We start from the raw sequence: 16693 nt of genomic DNA, 5'->3' as shown, positions 1-16693 counted from the left end.
TCGGCGATTCCGACGTCGCTAGGGCATCCGGTCCGGAGCCACCCGGGTCAACGCGTCCGGGTCGAACGCGGCCTCGATGGCCACCTCCTCCACCGCGCGCAACATCGCTTCCACCTGCTGCGTGGTGAACACTTCGGTGTCGAAGACCATCTGGAGGTAGACGGTCTTCGGGCGGTCCTCGATGTTGATGAACACCTGGTCGGTCCAGCGGTACACGTACTTGTGCCACTTGAGGAACGTCTCCGGCAGCTGGGCCCGGATCGCTTCCGCGGTCACGGAGGCACTGCGCGCCATCGCCTCGGCCTCCACCCTGGTGCTGAACCGCCGATCACTGATCCGGCAGGTGATCCTGGCCGGGTGGCCGCGTTCGGCGTCGAGGCGCGCGGTCAGCTCCGCCAGCTGATCCGGGTCGTAGTACGCCTGCATCCAGGCGAGCGTGGTCGCCTGGCGTGCCCGTGCGACCACGTCGCCCACGTTGCCGTCGAGATCGAGGGTGAGCACGGAGTTCTGGACCACCGAGCCGATGACGTCGGCGAGCGCCGGCCGGAACCGGTTGCTCGCGACGACGTGCGTGGTGAGCGGGTTGACGCCGGTCGTCCGACCGATCGCGATGGCGATCACGGCGAGCAGCACCCGTGAGGTGTCCGTGCGGGTCCGCTGGGCGATCGCGAGCACGGCCAGGTACGCCGCCGGCGAGTGGAACCGCACGTTCCGACACCGCTCGCCCGGCCGGTAGTCCGGAGACTTCGGCGCACCGAAGGTCAGCGGCGGAAGGGGCCGCAACTGCCCCTCCCAGTAGCGCATGGCGCGGTCGCTGACGCGCCGCACCTCCGGCGTCTGCTCACGCCGGGCCAGATCGGCGAGGCACAGCGCGTCCGGGTCAACCGCGCGGCCGGCCAGCTCACCGATCCCGAGGTCGGTCATGAGCAGCAACGCGCCCACGCCGTCGGCGACCAGGTGGCCGATGGTGAGCACCAGGGACACCGCGGCCCCCCGGTGCCGCATCACCGCCATCCGCAGCGACCACGGGGAGTGCCGGGCGATCGGGGTCGCCATCCAGTCGAGCCACAGTTTGTTGGCGTAGTTGACCGCAGCGTCGCGTTCCAGCTCGTCGGCGAAGGTCACGACCTCCAGGTCGATCTCCCCGGACGCGGACACCACCTGGCACGGCCTGCCCTCGGCGTCCGTGCCCAACCGCGTCCGCAGCGCCGGGTGCTTGCCCATGAGCCGGCTCAGACGTGCGGCGATGTCCTCGACGGTGAGGCCCTCCGGCAAGGGGTGCGCCCCGCTGATGTTGTACGTCCAGTCGCTCGTCCGCATGTCCTGGATGATGGCCTTCTGCCCCCAGGTCAGCGGTGCGGTCCCCGCGCCGGGCCCGGAGAACGGCACCGTGATCCGGTCGGACACGATCCGGTCGGAGACGATCCGCTCATCCATCGACGCTCCCGAAGATGACGCTCACGTTGTGGCCGCCGAAGCCGAACGAGTTGGACATGACCGCGTCCACGTCCACGGGCAACGGCTTGCCCCGGATGTGGTTGAGGTCGCAGGCCGGGTCCGGGTCGTCCAGGTTGTGGGTCGGCGGGAGCAATCCGTTGCGCATGGCCGCGATGCCGATCGCCGCCTCGACCACACCGGAGGCGCCGAGCATGTGCCCGGTGACCCCCTTGGTCGAACTCACGGGTGGCATGTCGTCGCCGTACACGTTCCTGATCGCCATCGTCTCGGCGGCGTCACCGGCCTTCGTGGCGGTGCCGTGCGCGTTGAGGTAGCCGATGTCACCAGTGGACAGTCCCGCGTCCCGCAGGGCTATCCGCATGCTCTCGGCCGCGCTGGAGCCGTCCGGCCGGGGTGTGGCCGGGTGGTACGCGTCGCTCGTCGCACCCCACCCGAGCACGTCGGCGTGGACCGCCGCACCGCGCGCCCGCGCGAACTCGGGCCGTTCGACCACGAGCACACCGGCGCCCTCGCCGAGCACGAAACCGTTGCGGCGCCGGTCGAAAGGGCGACTCGCGGTGGTCGGGTCGGGCCAACCCCTGGCGAGCGCGAGCGCGTTGCCGAACGCGTCGGCGAACGTCGGGAACAGCGGCGCCTCGGTGCACCCGCACACCACCACGTCCGCTTCGCCCGACCGCAGGATGCGCATCGCCTCGCCGATCGACTGCCCACCGGCCGCGCACGCCGTGCCGACCGAGGACGTGTACCCCCGAATGCCGGACTTGATGGCGATCCGCGCCGCCGCCATGTTCGGCAGCACGCCGGGCAGCATGAACGGGCTGACGCCCAGGCGACCGCGCTTCGACCGCTCGACCGCTTGGTCCGCAAGGGTTTCCAGGCCACCGACCCCGGAGAGGACGACCGCGACGCGGAACGGGTCGACATCCCGGCCGACCTCGATCCCGGCGTCCGCCAAAGCATCTTCGGCAGCCCGTAGGGCCATCACGATCGAACGGTCCACGACCCGCGCGTCCTTCGCCGGGAGCACGCTCTCCGCGTCGATGGCCGGGGCGAACGCGGCCACCTCGACGACTCCGTGCAGCGCATGCCCTTCCGGCGGACGCACCACCCCGGACCGTCCGGCGCAGACCGCGTCGAACACCTCTTCCACCGCCGTGCCGACCGGGCTGACCAGCCCGATCCCGGTCACGGCAACGTTTCTGCTCACGTGGCCGAGGTGGTCTGCACCCGAAGCGCCACCTCGGCACAGAACTCGCCGACCGTCATGGCGGCGAACCTCTCGGCCTCGTCCTCGTCGAACCGGACACCGAACTGGTCCTCCACCCTCATGGAGAGTTCGGCGAGGGCGAGCGACTCCAGGTCGGCTCCGGCCGGGCCCAGCACCGTGTCGTCGTCGATGTCGGCGGTGCTGTACTTCATGACCGTCAACGACTCGAAAAGGAACTGGCGGATCTCAGAAGTCATTGCGCACGCTTCCCTTCCCCGGGAGGTCAACGAAATCTGCACCACCGGGGTCGGAGCCGTCAAGCACGGCGCTTCGTCCGCACACGGGCTATGGACCGCGGTTCGGGTCAGCCCGCAGACTGTGCCCATGGCACTGGCGATGCTCGATCTCGTGACGCACGAAGAGGCACCGCCGCGATCCCCGGCCGTCCACCTCGCCGGCGCCCGGACGCTGACCTACGCGGATCTGACCGGACTGGTCGGTGGGGCCGAACGGTCGCTGCGCCACGACGGCAAGGCGCTGGTGCTGTGCGCGGGAGACCGCGATCTCCCCACTCTGCTCGTCTACCTGGCCGCACTGCGGCTCGGCCACACCGTCGCGTTCCTGCCTGCCACCGCGGAGGTCCTCTCGGCGTACCAGCCCGAGTTCGTGGTGCCGGCTCCCGGTGCCGGAGAGGGTCTGGCGGACCTCGGTTACCGTCCGGGCGAGCACTCGATCGGCGGCACGCAAGTGTTCCGCCGCCGTGCGGCCGGACCGGCCGACGACATCTTCGCGCACACGGCCCTGCTGCTCGCCACCTCGGGAACGACGGGCAGTCCCAAAGCGGTGCGGCTGTCGTACGACGGGCTGGCCGACAACACCGCCGCCGTCATCCGCGCACTGGGCATCACGTCCGCCGAGCGCGCGCCGACCACGCTGCCGATCACCCACGCCTACGGGTTGTCGGTGTTGAACACCCACCTGCTGGCAGGCGCGAGCATCGTGCTCAGCGACCGGTCGCCGCTGTCGCTGGCGATGTGGGACCACCTGACCAGGGCGGGCGCCACGTCGTTCAGCGCCGTGCCGACGACCTACGCGGCGTTCGGCCCAGCACACGTGAACCTGTTGGGCCGTACGGAGATCCGCACCATGACCCAGTCGGGCGCACGCCTCGGCGACGAACTGACGATGCGGCTCGCGCGGATGATGGAGCACAGGCGGGGCCGGTTCTTCGCGATGTACGGCCAAACCGAGGCCGTCTCGCGAATCTCCTGCCTCGACCCGGCCGACCTGCCGGGTCGCCTCGGGTCGGTCGGGGTGGCGGTACCGGGCGGCACCATCACGATCGGGCCGGTCCGACCACACGACCGGGCCGCGCCCGGCGAGGGCGCGGTCCACTACCGCGGCCCCGGCGTCATGCTCGGCTACGCGACCGGTCGCGCGGACCTCCGCCGCGGCGCGGAGGTGGACCTCCTCGACACGGGTGACCTCGGGTACCTGCGCGACGGTTACCTGTACCTGACCGGCCGCACCAAGCGCATCGTCAAGGTGCTGGGCGTCCGCACGAGTCTCGACGACCTGGAGCGCATGGTCGAACGGCCGGATCACCCCTCCGCGGTGATCTGCGGTGACGATGACGTCGTGTACCTGTTCGGCGCAGGGGACGCGGCCGTTCACGAACAACAGCGCCGGCAACTGGCCGAGGCACTCGGGGTGCCGAGCCGACACGTCGTCCTCCGGCCCGTCGACCACCTACCCCGGACACCCGGCGGGAAGGTCGACTACCGGACGTTGGCGGCAGTCGTGGACACGCGGGAGGTCGGGCAGTGGAACTGACTCACTGGAGGCAACTGTCCGACCGGGGACCTGATCTCGTCCTGTGCCTCGACTTCCCGGGAGGACGGGCCGCGGCGGGCTTCGCGGACCTGGCGGCCGGGGTGCCGGTGGACGCGTGCTTCCTCCACCTCGGACAGGCGGGTTCCGGCTCGCTGGACGCGTGCGTCGACCGGTGGGTGGCGGAGGCGCTGGCGACCGGTCGTCCGGTGCGCGCGGTGCTGGGGTACTGCGCCGGAGCCGCGCTGGCCACCTGCGTCGCCGACGCGGTCGCCAAGTCGGGACCACAGCCCGTGACCCTGCTCTTCGACGCCGTGGCGACGACCGCCGGCTCGCTGGCCAACCAGTTCACCTCCGCGTTGGAGTCGTCCGCCGAGCACCTGACCGCCGACGAGCTGGACGGCGCTCGCGCGCTGTCGGAGGAAATGGTCGAGGCGCACCCGGACGACCTGCCGCGCATCGCCGCCGCCCTGACCGACCGGTACGACAGCCTGATGGGCGCGGTCACCGGCAGGCTGTCCCTGAACGAGTTCTTCCGGCAGGAACTCACCAGGGGTTTCACCGGGTACGTGGATTACCTGCTCCTGGCCGGCGAGGGCAGGTTCGACACGCGCACCGGAACGCCACTGTTCCTGTCCTCAAAGGACCACGAGCCACCCGTGGACGGCGCCAGGAACGTCGCGCTGGACGTCGGCCACGCCGACATGCTGCGCGACGCCGAGGTGCACGAACTCGTCGCCGAACTGCTGATGGGAGAGCACCCATGGTGAGCCTGGCCGAGATATCCGACGTGTTGTCGGCACATCCCGGTGTCAGCAAGACCGAGGTCGCCGTCGTGCCCCACGACGGGCGGGACGTCACCATCGCGGTCGTCGAGCTGAGCGAGTACCTGAGCGGACCGATGCTGCGCAACCACGTGCGGCAGCGGCTGGGCGAAGACAGCGGGCTGACCGGCGTGCTGGTCGTGGAGCGCATCCCGATGGCGGGCGGCGCGGTGGATGTCGAGCACCTCGCGTCGGCCGTCGCCGACGGCCGGTGCACGCTGTTCGAGGATCCGCGCGACGACGTCGAGCGCAGGGTGGCGGAGATCTGGTCGGCGCAGATGGACGTGCGGTCCGTCGGCGCGAACGACGACTTCCTGGAACTGGGCGGCGACTCGCTGTCGGCGCTCGGCATCATCGCCGCCATCGAGACGGAGTTCGACCGGCCGCTCGACGTGTACGAGTTCATGAGCGCGTCCAGTGTCCGGCGGCTGGCAGAGATCCTCCGGTAGCGATGACCCTCTCCGTTCACCAGCGGATCACCGACATCGCCCGCGCCGCACCCGAGCGGACGGCCCTCGTCGGCTTCGACGCGGACCTGGTCGAGCACACCCTGTCCTGGCGGGAACTCGCGGATCTGGTCGGGGCCGCGGTGGGCGCTTTGCGCGCGGCGCTCGACCCGGACACCCGGTCGTGCGTCGTCGTGGAGGCCGGCAACACCCTGTCCGCGGCCACCGGCATCGCGGCGGCCCTCGCGGCCGAGGTACCTGTCTTCCCGCTGAACCCGGCCACCCCGCAGGCCGAGCGGGACGTCCTGCTGCGACTGCTGGGTCGACGATTCGAGCACGTCCACCTGATGGACGCCCGGCACCAGCCGCGACCGGCGGACCCCCGCGCCGCGCCCGTGCGTCCGACCGGCGCGAGCGCCGTGGCGTACCTGCTGGCCACCGGTGCGAGCACGGGCATCCCGAAGATCTCCGCGAAACCGGGGCCGCTGCGCTACGACCCCGCCCGCACACCGTCACTCGTCATCAGGCAGACCGGCTGGCGAACGGGCCAGCGGCAGCTCATCGTCGGGCCGCTGTACCACGCCGCCCCGTTCACGGTGTTCGTGGACGCCCTGCTGGACATGAACACCGTCGTCCTCCAGCCGCAGTTCTCACCGCAGTGGACGGTGGACCTCGTGGAGCGGTACGCCGTCGAGTGGATGCAGCTGACCCCGACGCACATGCGCGAGATCCTGATGCTCGCGCACCCGGGACCGTCGAGCTTCGGCAGCCTGCGGGCGGTGCTGCACACCGCAGCGCGCTGCGACGCGGACACCAAACGCGGGTGGATCGACCTGCTCGGTCCGGAACGGGTCTTCGAGTTGTACGGGGCGACCGAGGGAATCGGCGTGACGCTGGTGCGCGGGGACGAGTGGCTGGCCCGTCCGGGCACGGTCGGGCGCGGCTTCCTCACCCAGGTCCGCGTCCTGGACGACACCGGCGAGCAGGTCGCGCCGGGCACGGCGGGCACCGTGTTCATGCGGACCCCACAGCGGGTCGACCGATCCGACTACGTCAACGACCAGGTGGTCCGCTCCACCCCGGACGGGTTCGCCACGGTGGGCGACCGCGGCCGGCTCGACCGGGACGGCTACCTGTACCTCGACCCACGCCATCACGACACCATCAACGTGGGTGGGGAGAAGGTCGACCCGAACGAGGTCGAGGCCGCGCTCCTGGACCACCCCGCGGTCGTCGACGCCGTCGCCCTCGCCGTCCCACACCGGACGCTCGGGTCGGTGGTCGGCGTGCAGGTGGTGCTGCACCCCGAGGCGAGCGTCCGCAAGGCCGACCTCGCCGCGCACTGCGGGCGGCGGCTGGCCGGTTACAAGATCCCGAAGCACTTCACGTTCGTCGACCGGCTCCCCCGGTCCGCGGCCGGGAAGATCCAACGCTGGCGACTCGCTCCCAGCCACGAGGGCGGTGCACCCACGCAATGAACCCGACCGTCGACGATGTGACCGACACCGGCTACCAACACCCCCGGGACCCGGTGGAGCTGTGGCTGGCCCGGCAGTGGCAGGAGGTCATCGGATTCGCTGTCGGGATCCGGGAGAACTTCTTCCAGGTGGGCGGCAACTCCCTGGACGCGGCCAGGCTCATCAACGCCGTGCTCGAAGAGTTCGGTGTCCAGCTCCCCTTGAACGTGATGACGGAGCACCCGACCGTGGAAAGCCTCGCCACCCGTCTGCGCGACCAGAACGAGCGCCTGTCCGACCCCCTCGTCCCGATCCAGCGCGGCGACGGAACCCGTCCCCCGCTGTTCCTGGTCCACCCGGCCACCGGGCAGGTCGGCGCGTACTGCCACCTCGCCCAGGCGCTGGGCGAGGAGTTCACCCTGTTCGGCCTGCAGGCGACCGGGCTCTACTCCGATGCGGACCCCGTCCGCACGGTGCCGGCCATGGCCCGCGCCTACGTCGATGCCGTCCGAGCGGTGCGGCCCGCGGGCCCGTATCTCCTCGGCGGTTGCTCCACCGGCGCGGCGATCGCCTACGAGATGGCCACCCAACTCGCCCACACCGGCGCCGAGGTGCGACTCCTGGCCGTGATCGACGTCGGACTGCTGGACGCCGTCACCGAGTCCTGGTTCGACGAGTCGCCCCGGGACGAGGACCTGACCGGGGTTCTGGACAGGTGGAAGGCACGCGGCGTCGTACCGCAGGACGCGACTCCCGAGTTCGTCGCGCGCTCGCTGCGCGTGTGGCAGGCCAACCAGGACGCCGTCCGCGACTGGAGCCCGCAGCCGTACTCCGGCCCGCTCGACGTCTTCCGCGGCCCTTCAGGCGACCGGTCACCGACCGCCGACTGGCCGGTGACGGCGGTCCAGAGGGTGCACGAGCACACCACGGACAGCCGGCACCTGGCCGGCGCGCTGCACGAATTGATCGGCTGACCGGCGATGACCACCTCCTTCGACACCGGTCAGCACCGCCGACGACGGATCCGGCTGACCCCGGTGGAGTCGGTCCCGGTCGCCTTCACCGGCCGGCGGGCGGGCGAGGGACCGCTCACCCTCGGCCAGCTCAACACCCTGCGGTGGCTGAGCCTCACCCCCGACCACTTCAACGCGATCCTCTGCGTCGAACTCCCGGTGCCCGACGGTGTGTCCGTCGACGACGTGGCCGAGACGACCGCCGTGCTGGTCACCAGGCACGAAGGCCTGCGGACCACCTACGTCGGCGGCGAGCACCCGCATCAGGAGGTCGCGGCGACCGGCGTGCTCATGCTCGACGTCTGCTCGCTCGGTGAGGGCCGCTGGGGACCGCGCGACCGCCCGGCGGTGGCCGCGGCGCTCGTCGCGTGGCTGCGCGAACGGCGCGGCACGGTGGCCACCGCGATGCGGATCGCGGTGGCCACCGGCGAGAACGGGCGGGTCGTCGCCTGCGCCGCCGGGCTCTCGCACATGGCCGTCGACCTCGGCGCGATCGAGGTCGTCAAGCGCGAGTTCGCCGAGATGGTCGGGAACCCCGCCCTGCGGCAGGTGGGGGAACCGCGTCACCAGCCGCTGGACCAGGCGGAACTGGAGGCGACGCCCGCCGAGCGGCGCCGAGCCGAGTCGGCGCTCGCCTACCTGCGGGAGCAATCGCAACGGATACCCCGCTGCCTGTACGCCCTGCCGAATGTCCAGGCCTCCGGCGAGTCGCTGGCGGTGGAGCTGTCGTCCGTGGCCGCCGCGATGGCGGTGCGGCGGGTGGCGGCGCGCATCCGGTCCAGCCGGTCCAGCATCGTCCTCGCCGCCATCTGCGCTGTGCTCGCCCAGCGCACGGGCTACCGGGAACTGGTGTTCCCCCTGCTGTCGGCCAACCGCTTCGAACGCCGCCTGACGAACTACGTCGGCACCCTGGCCCAAGGCAGCCTGGTCACCGTCGAGGTCGGCGACCGGAGCTTCGACGCGCTGGTCAAGCACACCTGGACCTCGGTCCTGGAGGCGAGCAGACACGCCAGGTACGACGGGGCCGAGCGGGCCGGGATGGGCGACCGGATCGAGTACGAACGAGGTCTCCGCTTCCTCTACGCCCCCTTGTTCAACAGCCTCGTCCCCGAGTCCTGGTCCGGGTTCAACGCCGGCGTCAGCTACCGGCCGGAGCAGATCAGCGCCGAGCTGCGGCGGACCGAGTTGCGGTGGCGCCCGGTGCACCGCAACGGGACGCCGGTGCGGTTCGGCCTCAACCAGGTCGACGACCGCGTCCTGCTCGACCTGTGGAGCGCCGATACCGGCCTGGTGCCCCGCGCCGAGATGGAGTCGTTGCTCCTGGCCGTCGAGCGCCTGCTCGTAGGTGCCGCCCACAGTGATCTCGACGCCGGACGGATCCGCGAACTCGTCGGTCTGGAGCCCATCGCCCGCACCCCGGACTCGGTGCTGGTCGACTCCTGCTGGGTCGACCTCACCGAGGTGCAACACCTCCTCGACGAGGCCCTCGCGCCTGCGGTAGCCCGAATCTTCCCCTCGGCCGACGGCCGCGCCCTGGTGGCCTACCTGGTCGCCACCAGTTCCGTCCACACCCCCGAGCAAGCCCACGCCCGCTGCATGGCCGCCCTCGCCAACCACCCCACGGCCCTCACCCCCCGCCACTACGTCATCTGCGCGACCGCCCCACCCGACCCGACGGACCTCACCACCTGGCCCCCACCCCTCAGCTCCGGCACCGGCCGTACCCCTGCCTGATGCCTACCAGCCGACGTCCCGCCCACCGGGTCACCGACCGGCATTCGCACTCGAAGCCCTTGCGTCCGTGGTCGGGCGGCGTCGCCGGGCGACCTAGGCGAAACTGAACACCGTCTTGCCGCTGGTGTCGCCGCCTTCGAAACGTCGGTGCACATCGCGGACATCGGCGACAGGGGCGACGGTGGGTCGTTCGTGGCGCAGCTCGCCCGAGGCGAGTTCGGCCAGAGCGCGGGCCAGGTAGTCGCCCAGGCGAGCCGGGTCCCGCCGCGACAGGTCGCGGATGCTGTACCCGGCCAGCGACTTGTTGTGCTTCCACAGGTCCCACGCGTCGACGGTCCAGTCCGGGTCGCGGGCGAGATCCCCGTAGACGACGACGCGGCCGAAGGGGGCGAGCACGTCCAGGCTCTGACGTCGCACCCGGCCGCCGACCGGGTCCAGCACGATGTCGACGCCGCGGCCGGACGTGGCGTCGAGCAGCACGTCACCGAAGTCCTCGCGCCGGAACAGCGCGTCGTAGCCGAGTTCCGCGGCGAGGGCCTGCTTGCCCGGTGACCCGACCGTGCCGAAGACCGCGGCGGCACCGGCCAGGCGCGCGACCCGCGCCGCCGCCGAGCCGACACCGCCGGTGGCCGCGTGGATCAGCACGGTTTCGCCTGCTGTCAGGCGTGCCGCGTCGAACAGCACGCCGTACGCGGTCGGGTACACGCACGGCACTCCCGCCGCGACGGCAGAGGGCAGGCCGTCGGTGCGGCGGGTGAACGCGGCCTCCGCGAGGACGTGCTCGGCGTAGCCACCGAAGCTGGGGAGGTAGGCGGCCACGGCGTCGCCCACGGCGAGTCCGCCCACGCCGTCACCGACGGCCGCGATCGTCCCCGCGACCTCCAGACCCGGCACGTCGTAGCCGTCGGCGCCGTCCGGAGCACCGAACTCACCGCGCCGGTGCTGGACCTCGGCGAAGTTGAGGCCCGCGTGCCCGACCTCGATGAGCACCTGACCCGGGCCCGGCTGCGGTGTCGGCCGTTCGATCCACTCGAAGACCTCCGGCCCGCCGTTGGCCTTGAACCCCCATGCCCGCATCGGTCGTTCCTCCGGTTGCCGATCTTGCCAAAAGGCTACGCGAGAAGATCGACGTCGAGGCCGCGGCCCGGCACCGCGACCCGGTCGGCCGCCTCCAGCTCGCCCGCCATGAGCACGCGCAGCTTCGCCAATTCCGCGGTCGCCCCCGGGGCACGCCATGGCAGGCCGTCGGTCGAGCAAGTCGTCCGGGCGTTCACCGAGCCGGGCCTGGAGCTGGTCGACCAGAACCCACTTTCGACACATGCCTAGTCGCTCCCGAACTGGAGGCTCCACGCGTCGATGAGGCCGGTGCCGCCGGGCGCCAGGTCACGGACCTGGAGCGCCCACCCGCCGTTCGCGGCCTCGCCGGAGGCGTCGACCCAATAGGTGGCGGCCAGGTCGTCGGCGGTGTCGGTGTCCGGCAGGTCCGCGACCGGGTAGGCGGTGCCGTCGGGCGCGACGAGGGTCAGCACGAGGTCGCCCCGGTTGGGGTGCTTGACGTCCACCACCCCCGTGTCGCCGAGCGCCGTGTCGGCCACGCGCAGCCGCCAAGTGCCGTTGGCCGTCTCGCCGTCGGCGTTGACGCCGTACTCGGTGACCACGTCGTCGCCGTCACCGCTGCCGGTCAGGTCCTCCAACGGGTACGCCGTCCCGTCCGGCGCCACCAGGTGCAGGGTGAGGTCGCCGCGCCGCGGGTGCCGGATCACCACGCCCACGCGCAGTCCCGCCGGCGCGGCGCCGGTCACGCCGGTGATCGACACCGTCGACTCGACCGTGCCGTTGTCGGTGATCGGCACGTCCGCGGCGTTCTCGAACCGGGTGCCGGGCGCGACGGCCTGGAGCCCGCCGAAGTGCAGGCTCCAGCCGTCGATCGTGCCGGTGTTGCCCGTTCTGGTGTCGCGGACGACGAGCTCCCAGTCGCCGTTGGCGATCTGCGCGACGCCGGGCACCGAGTAGGTCTTGAACAGGTCGTCGCCGGTGTCGCTGTCCGGCACGTCCTCCAGCAGGTACCGCGCCGCGCCCTCCGGGGCCTCCAACTCCAGCTTCAGGTCGCCCCGGTTGGGGTGCCGGATGTCGACGGCGACCCGCACGTCGTTCGCGCCCGTGCCGGGCACGCCGCACGCCCGCGCCGAGCCGAAGGTGTAGTAGCCGTCGATCGTGAGGTCGGCGGGATTGGCGAACTTGGTGTCCGGCGCGGTGGTGGACGCCTGGAGGTTGATCGACGACGACAGGCTCCACGCGGTGACCGTCGGCGCGCCGCTGGTGCTGGTGTGCCGGAACCGCAGGGTCCACACGCCGTTGGCGGCGACCCGGTTGTCCAGCAGCACGCCGTCGAAGTTCACCTCGGGCAGGGTGGCCGTGCCGCCGATGTGCCCGGTGTGGACGATCGACTCCAGCCACAGGCCGGGGCTGGTGTGGTCCTCGGTGGACGGGAACAGGTGGCTCAGCCGCCACGAGTCCACGTCCACCAGCTCGCCGCCGGTCCGCACCTGCGCGGTGATCGCGGCCAGCCGCTTGGAGCCGAAGAACACCGGTGAGTGCTTGCCGGTGCACGTGCCGCCGTCGCACTGCTGGTCCCACGGCACGTCCGGCCAGTCCGCGGGCTGCGACCGGGTGCACGCCGAGCCGGGGACGCAGCGGTCGGCCGGGGTGAACACGACACGGGCGGCGGGCTCCTGGCCTTCACGCAGGCCGTAGTCGATGCGGACCAGGTGCCCGGCGCGCACGTACGGCGTGGCCAGGGAGGCGGTGTTGTCGCGGCCGTAGTGGTTGGTCTCGGTGTCGTAGAAGTACGCGACGGCGTCACCGTGCCGGTCGACGACGTGGTCGAGCATCCACCGGTAGGACTGCCGGCACCACGACGTGGCGAAAGTCGCCGCGTGGCACGGTTCCCCGGCCTGGTTGCCGTACACCGGGACCGTCCACGCCGAGCGGGCCTCCGCGCTGCGGCCGAAGAAGTACTGCGTGCCGTCCGGGGAGGTCAGCCGCCAGTGCTCGCCGTCGTTGTCGCCGTTGGCCGCGCCGAACAGCTGCTCGACCCGCCAGCCGTCGTCCTCCTCCGCGCGCCAGACCTCCTTCGTCGCGTCCCACACCAGTTCCCCGGCGACGCCCGGCAGCGCGACCACCGCGTTGGCCGAGGCGTAGCACAGGTCGCCGGTGCTGCCGCCATCGGCGGTGCAGGAGGTGTACTGGCGCTCGATGAAGCCGGGCTGGAAGTCGAAGCCGTCGCCGATCCACGATGACTGGTTGTTGGTCGACGCCGTGCGGCCGTCGATCGCGCCCGAGGAGTACGACAGCGCCAACTCCGGCTCCGGACCGGGCACCGGGGGCAGCTCCAGCGGGTAGGACCAGGCGAAGTCGCCCGACTGCAGGCCGACCTGCCACATCGCCGACGGCGCCAGGGAGGTGGGCTTGAAGGTGCCCGCGCTGCCGGACGGCGCGGCCGTCACCGCGTACAGCGCGTCGGGTTCGAGGGCGGCGCGGCCGTTCTCCGGGTCGCCCGCGCGGGGTTTGCCGGAGACGGTGACCTCGCCGCGCAGCCTGCCGGCTTTGACGTCGTTGTGCGCGGGCAGCGGCGTGCCCCGGGCGCAGTCGGCCCGCTGCGGCGCGAAGGACGCGCAGGCGGGCAGCCGCACCAGGGACAGCCGGGTGGCGTAGTCGCCGCCGAAGGCGTGCCGGAAGCCGGAGTAGTCGACCTCCACGGTCACCGGTCCGGCAGGCTGCGCGGCGTCGGCGCGGCCGACCCGGAACAGCACGCCGTTGACGCCGGCTTTGTCCGCCGCGGCCCGGTCCAGCACCTCCACGCGCACGCGGTCCGGTCCGCCGGCCGCCTTGACCGACACCGGGGTGTCGGCGACGCGCGCCGCCGCGGCGGTGACCGCGACGTCCGCCGTCGTGGCCTTGGGCCAGGCGACGGCAGGCGCGGCGGTCAGGGCGTGCTCGGCGGGCGGGTCGGCCGGACGCGGTCGCGCGGTGGCCGGGGTGCCGGGCACGGACTTGGTGCGGGTGGTCGACGACCACCCGGGCTTCTTCGGCGGGTCGGCCTGTACGGGCGTGGCGACGACCGCGGTCGCCACCAGGGCGAGCGCGGTCGCGACCGCGACGGGTGTGCGCGGGCGGGTTCTTCGGGCGGAGCGCATCCGCGATCCCTCCTCGGGACGGTCCGGGCGACAGGCAGGGCTGCCCGTGCCAGCAAAACCGACCGAGGTGGTGTCGAGCGGGTGCGCGAACTGTCCCGAACGCATCCGAACGCGTCCGAACGCTGTCAGGTGCCCGACTGGGACGACGAGCGGGCGGTCGTCGCGGACGACCTCCGCATGACCGAGTTGCAAGCGGCGCTCGTCATGGACCAGGCCCGAGCGCTGGACGACAGCATCGCGCGGCAGCGGGCCAACCGCGCACAACTGCGGGAAATGCTCGGCATCGACGTGATGTCCGCCGTCGTCGACACCGAGGCGCCCGAGTTGGACGCGGGTTCGCACACCCTGTTCCTGGCGCGCAGCGCGTCGAGCGCCCAGGAGTTCTGCGACGCGGTGCGGGCGGAGGGCGTGCCGGCCCGCGTCGTCCGGAGGAAGACCTACCCCGAGTACGGGGTGTTCCGCAGCACCGCCATCCGCCCTCGTCCGCCGCCTCGCCACCCCCGCACACCCGATCCCCGAGGGCCTGCCTACCGGCTCTGACCAGCGCATTGTAGGAAATCACGGGTGATTCACACGAACGGCGGCCCACGGTGTCTTCACGGCCACACGGCACCACCCGAGAGGGACGCCACGTCACTCAAATTCGTGGACCGCGTGGTCGAAGACCGTCCTGGACAGGTCGTGAGCACCGCCCCGGAGAACCGGGCGGTGAGAAATGGAGGTAGAAGTGGGTTCCTACATCAAGGCGTCGGCGCTGCGACTGTGCCTGTTCGCCATGGCGGCGTTCCTCGCGTTCGGGGTGACCACGGCGACCGCGCAGGCCGCACCGAGGACGCCGGCCGCGGACGATGTGGCGGTCGCGGCCGACTGCAATTACGTGGTCGTCGCGTGGGCCACCGGCGTCAGGAGCGGTCGAGGCACGCAGTACCCGGTCGTGCGGACCAAGTTCCGGGGCGAGCACATGACCGGACCGGCGCCCTGCGTGGCCACCAGTGGCTGGTTCAGGGTGTACCTGAGCACCGGTAGCTACGGCTACGTACCGCAGGCCGACGTCCGCTACACGGGCTGACGACAGCACACGACGACGAGTTCCGTCCGCGTCGGATCGCAGGTAGGTGCCCTGCGGCATCCGCACGGCACTTCCCGGCGCGGCCGGCCTCGTCGGCTTTCACGAACAAACACGCCCCGGCGAGCGGGGAAACCGGCGCGAACGTCCGCTGAGGGGGGTTGACCGGCAGCGGACGGAGATGGAGCCCCTGGCGCCATCGGAAGGCGTGGGCGGAGCCGCCGAAGCGTTCGCGTACTCGGGCCTGGATGGCGCGGAGTTCGTGGCCGGGGATGAAGCCGTGGATGGTGGTCTCGCCACCCTGATCGTTCCGTGAACCGTCCCGGAACCCGGGCGCTCCGATCCGGGTTCCGGGACGGCCCGTGAGCGGCCTGGTCTTGGGCCGGCGGGCAGCCGGACTTGTCTCGGGTTTGTCTCGGGTTTGTCCCCGGGCGGCGCCGCCAACGATCTTCTCCCGGCAATTTCTGTCCGCATGTCACAGATGACCGTGGCTGTCTCGTCTCGGGTGTCGAAGACAGGTTCTGAGAAGAACACACCATCCCGTAACGAGGAGCTGGTCATGAGCGAGCGGACCACACACCAGAAGGTCGCGCTGGTCACCGGGGCGAACAAGGGGATCGGCCGTGCGGCTGCCGAGCAACTGGCTGCGCTGGGCATGACGGTCCTGATCGGCGCCAGAGACCCGCGGCGCGGCGAGGAGGCCGCTGCGGCGTTGTGCGCGTCAGGCGGCGACGCGCACGCGGTCACCCTGGACGTCACCGACCCGACCACCATCCGGGCAGCCGCGACGCAGGTCGAGGAGCGCTTCGGCCACCTCGACGTGCTGATCAACAACGCCGGCATCACCGGCTCCGGGCAGGTCGCGCCCGAGGACGCCCTCGATCAGATCCCCAGCTCCGTCGACCTGGACATGGTCCGGGCGGTGTTCGAGACCAACGTCTTCGGGGTGATCGCGGTGACCAACGCCGCGCTCCCGCTGCTGCGGCGGTCACCGGCGCCGCGCATCGTCAACGTGAGCAGTCACGCCGCGTCGTTGACCATCACCAGCGACCCGGACGGCCCGCTGGCGGATCTGCCGACGTCGGCCGCGTACACGCCGTCCAAGGCCGCGCTGAACGCGCTGACCGTGCAGTACGCCAATGAGTTGCGGAAGGACGGCATCCTCGTCAACGCCGTCGCCCCCGGCTACGTCGACACGGACAGCAACAACCACAGCGGGCACCTCACCCCCGCGCAGGGCGCCGCGGTCGTGGTGCGCCTGGCCACGCTCGGCGCGGACGGAGCGACCGGCGGGTTCTTCAGCGCGGACGGCTCGGTGCCCTGGTGATGGTGACCTTGGCTGCCGACGCGGGTCATGAAGTGGCCGGCCCGGCTGCCGGCCGGGGACCAAGCGGTGGTGATGATGACCGAGGGACGCGGCTTCTCCCCTGCCGAGGCCGAGCGGGAGCTGGGCTGGGAGCCG

At 71.7% G+C, this 16693-nt stretch carries 15 protein-coding genes; 10 read left to right on the top strand and 5 right to left on the bottom strand.

Translation table 11 applies throughout. The annotated features are described in order from the left end of the window. Nucleotides 1–18 precede the first annotated feature (18 nt). Genes FM051_RS01635 through FM051_RS01625 form a run of 3 tightly spaced genes read right to left on the bottom strand, consistent with a single transcriptional unit; the run spans nucleotide 19 to nucleotide 2922 of the window. Nucleotides 19–1437, bottom strand: coding sequence for a condensation domain-containing protein (locus tag FM051_RS01635; RefSeq protein ID WP_158839830.1), 1419 nt, complete (start codon nucleotides 1435–1437; stop codon nucleotides 19–21). After that, entirely contained in the window at nucleotides 1430–2665 is a 1236-nt protein-coding gene (locus tag FM051_RS01630) for a beta-ketoacyl-[acyl-carrier-protein] synthase family protein (RefSeq protein WP_158839828.1), read from the bottom strand. The genes FM051_RS01635 and FM051_RS01630 overlap by 8 nt, the downstream gene beginning before the upstream one ends. After that, the gene (locus FM051_RS01625; protein WP_158839826.1) at nucleotides 2662–2922 is read right to left on the bottom strand and encodes an acyl carrier protein; all 261 of its coding nucleotides are present in this window, start codon (nucleotides 2920–2922) and stop codon (nucleotides 2662–2664) included. The genes FM051_RS01630 and FM051_RS01625 overlap by 4 nt, the downstream gene beginning before the upstream one ends. Before the next feature lie 127 nt (nucleotides 2923–3049). Between FM051_RS01625 and FM051_RS01620 the strand changes: the two genes are divergently transcribed. Genes FM051_RS01620 through FM051_RS01595 form a run of 6 tightly spaced genes read left to right on the top strand, consistent with a single transcriptional unit; the run spans nucleotide 3050 to nucleotide 9969 of the window. Continuing rightward, entirely contained in the window at nucleotides 3050–4498 is a 1449-nt protein-coding gene (locus FM051_RS01620) for an AMP-binding protein (protein WP_158839824.1), read from the top strand. Beyond that, nucleotides 4489–5265, top strand: a complete 777-nt coding sequence (locus FM051_RS01615; RefSeq protein WP_158839822.1) for a hypothetical protein — start codon at nucleotides 4489–4491, stop codon at nucleotides 5263–5265. Before FM051_RS01620 ends, FM051_RS01615 begins: the two co-directional genes overlap by 10 nt. Further along, nucleotides 5259–5768, top strand: a complete 510-nt coding sequence (locus FM051_RS01610; protein ID WP_158839820.1) for a phosphopantetheine-binding protein — start codon at nucleotides 5259–5261, stop codon at nucleotides 5766–5768. Before FM051_RS01615 ends, FM051_RS01610 begins: the two co-directional genes overlap by 7 nt. 2 nt (nucleotides 5769–5770) lie before the next feature. Next, the gene (locus FM051_RS01605; RefSeq protein WP_158839818.1) at nucleotides 5771–7243 is read left to right on the top strand and encodes an AMP-binding protein; all 1473 of its coding nucleotides are present in this window, start codon (nucleotides 5771–5773) and stop codon (nucleotides 7241–7243) included. Then, on the top strand, nucleotides 7240–8196 hold the full coding sequence (locus tag FM051_RS01600) for a thioesterase domain-containing protein (protein WP_158839816.1): 957 nt from the start codon (nucleotides 7240–7242) through the stop codon (nucleotides 8194–8196). The genes FM051_RS01605 and FM051_RS01600 overlap by 4 nt, the downstream gene beginning before the upstream one ends. Before the next feature lie 6 nt (nucleotides 8197–8202). Continuing rightward, nucleotides 8203–9969 carry a condensation domain-containing protein gene (locus FM051_RS01595; protein ID WP_158839814.1) on the top strand — a complete coding sequence of 589 codons (1767 nt, stop codon included), beginning with the start codon at nucleotides 8203–8205 and terminating at the stop codon, nucleotides 9967–9969. 93 nt (nucleotides 9970–10062) lie between these two features. On the opposite strand, the gene FM051_RS01590 is transcribed toward FM051_RS01595, so the two are convergent. Both FM051_RS01590 and FM051_RS01585 read right to left on the bottom strand, forming a co-directional pair. Beyond that, nucleotides 10063–11046, bottom strand: a complete 984-nt coding sequence (locus tag FM051_RS01590) for a quinone oxidoreductase family protein (protein ID WP_158839812.1) — start codon at nucleotides 11044–11046, stop codon at nucleotides 10063–10065. 245 nt (nucleotides 11047–11291) lie between these two features. Continuing rightward, complete coding sequence (locus FM051_RS01585) at nucleotides 11292–14165, bottom strand: proprotein convertase P-domain-containing protein (RefSeq protein ID WP_158839810.1); 2874 nt, start codon at nucleotides 14163–14165, stop codon at nucleotides 11292–11294. An 81-nt stretch (nucleotides 14166–14246) separates the two neighbouring features. On the opposite strand from FM051_RS01585, the gene FM051_RS01580 reads away from it, so the two are divergent. The 4 genes from FM051_RS01580 to FM051_RS01565 all read left to right on the top strand — a co-directional run bounded on the left by FM051_RS01580 (nucleotide 14247) and on the right by FM051_RS01565 (nucleotide 16558). Further along, on the top strand, nucleotides 14247–14705 hold the full coding sequence (locus FM051_RS01580; RefSeq protein WP_158839808.1) for a DegT/DnrJ/EryC1/StrS family aminotransferase: 459 nt from the start codon (nucleotides 14247–14249) through the stop codon (nucleotides 14703–14705). A gap of 187 nt (nucleotides 14706–14892) precedes the next feature. Beyond that, nucleotides 14893–15234 carry an SH3 domain-containing protein gene (locus FM051_RS01575; RefSeq protein ID WP_158839806.1) on the top strand — a complete coding sequence of 114 codons (342 nt, stop codon included), beginning with the start codon at nucleotides 14893–14895 and terminating at the stop codon, nucleotides 15232–15234. Between the two features lie 46 nt (nucleotides 15235–15280). Further along, on the top strand, nucleotides 15281–15547 hold the full coding sequence (locus tag FM051_RS01570; RefSeq protein WP_158839804.1) for a hypothetical protein: 267 nt from the start codon (nucleotides 15281–15283) through the stop codon (nucleotides 15545–15547). A 243-nt stretch (nucleotides 15548–15790) separates the two neighbouring features. Then, on the top strand, nucleotides 15791–16558 hold the full coding sequence (locus FM051_RS01565; RefSeq protein ID WP_158839802.1) for an SDR family oxidoreductase: 768 nt from the start codon (nucleotides 15791–15793) through the stop codon (nucleotides 16556–16558). Nucleotides 16559–16693 lie beyond the last annotated feature (135 nt).

This window comes from Saccharothrix deserti (assembly GCF_009769385.1).
Taxonomy (GTDB): domain Bacteria; phylum Actinomycetota; class Actinomycetes; order Mycobacteriales; family Pseudonocardiaceae; genus Actinosynnema; species Actinosynnema deserti.
Note: the sequence above shows the minus strand (reverse complement) of the source record. Positions and strands in the feature narration are given on the sequence as shown.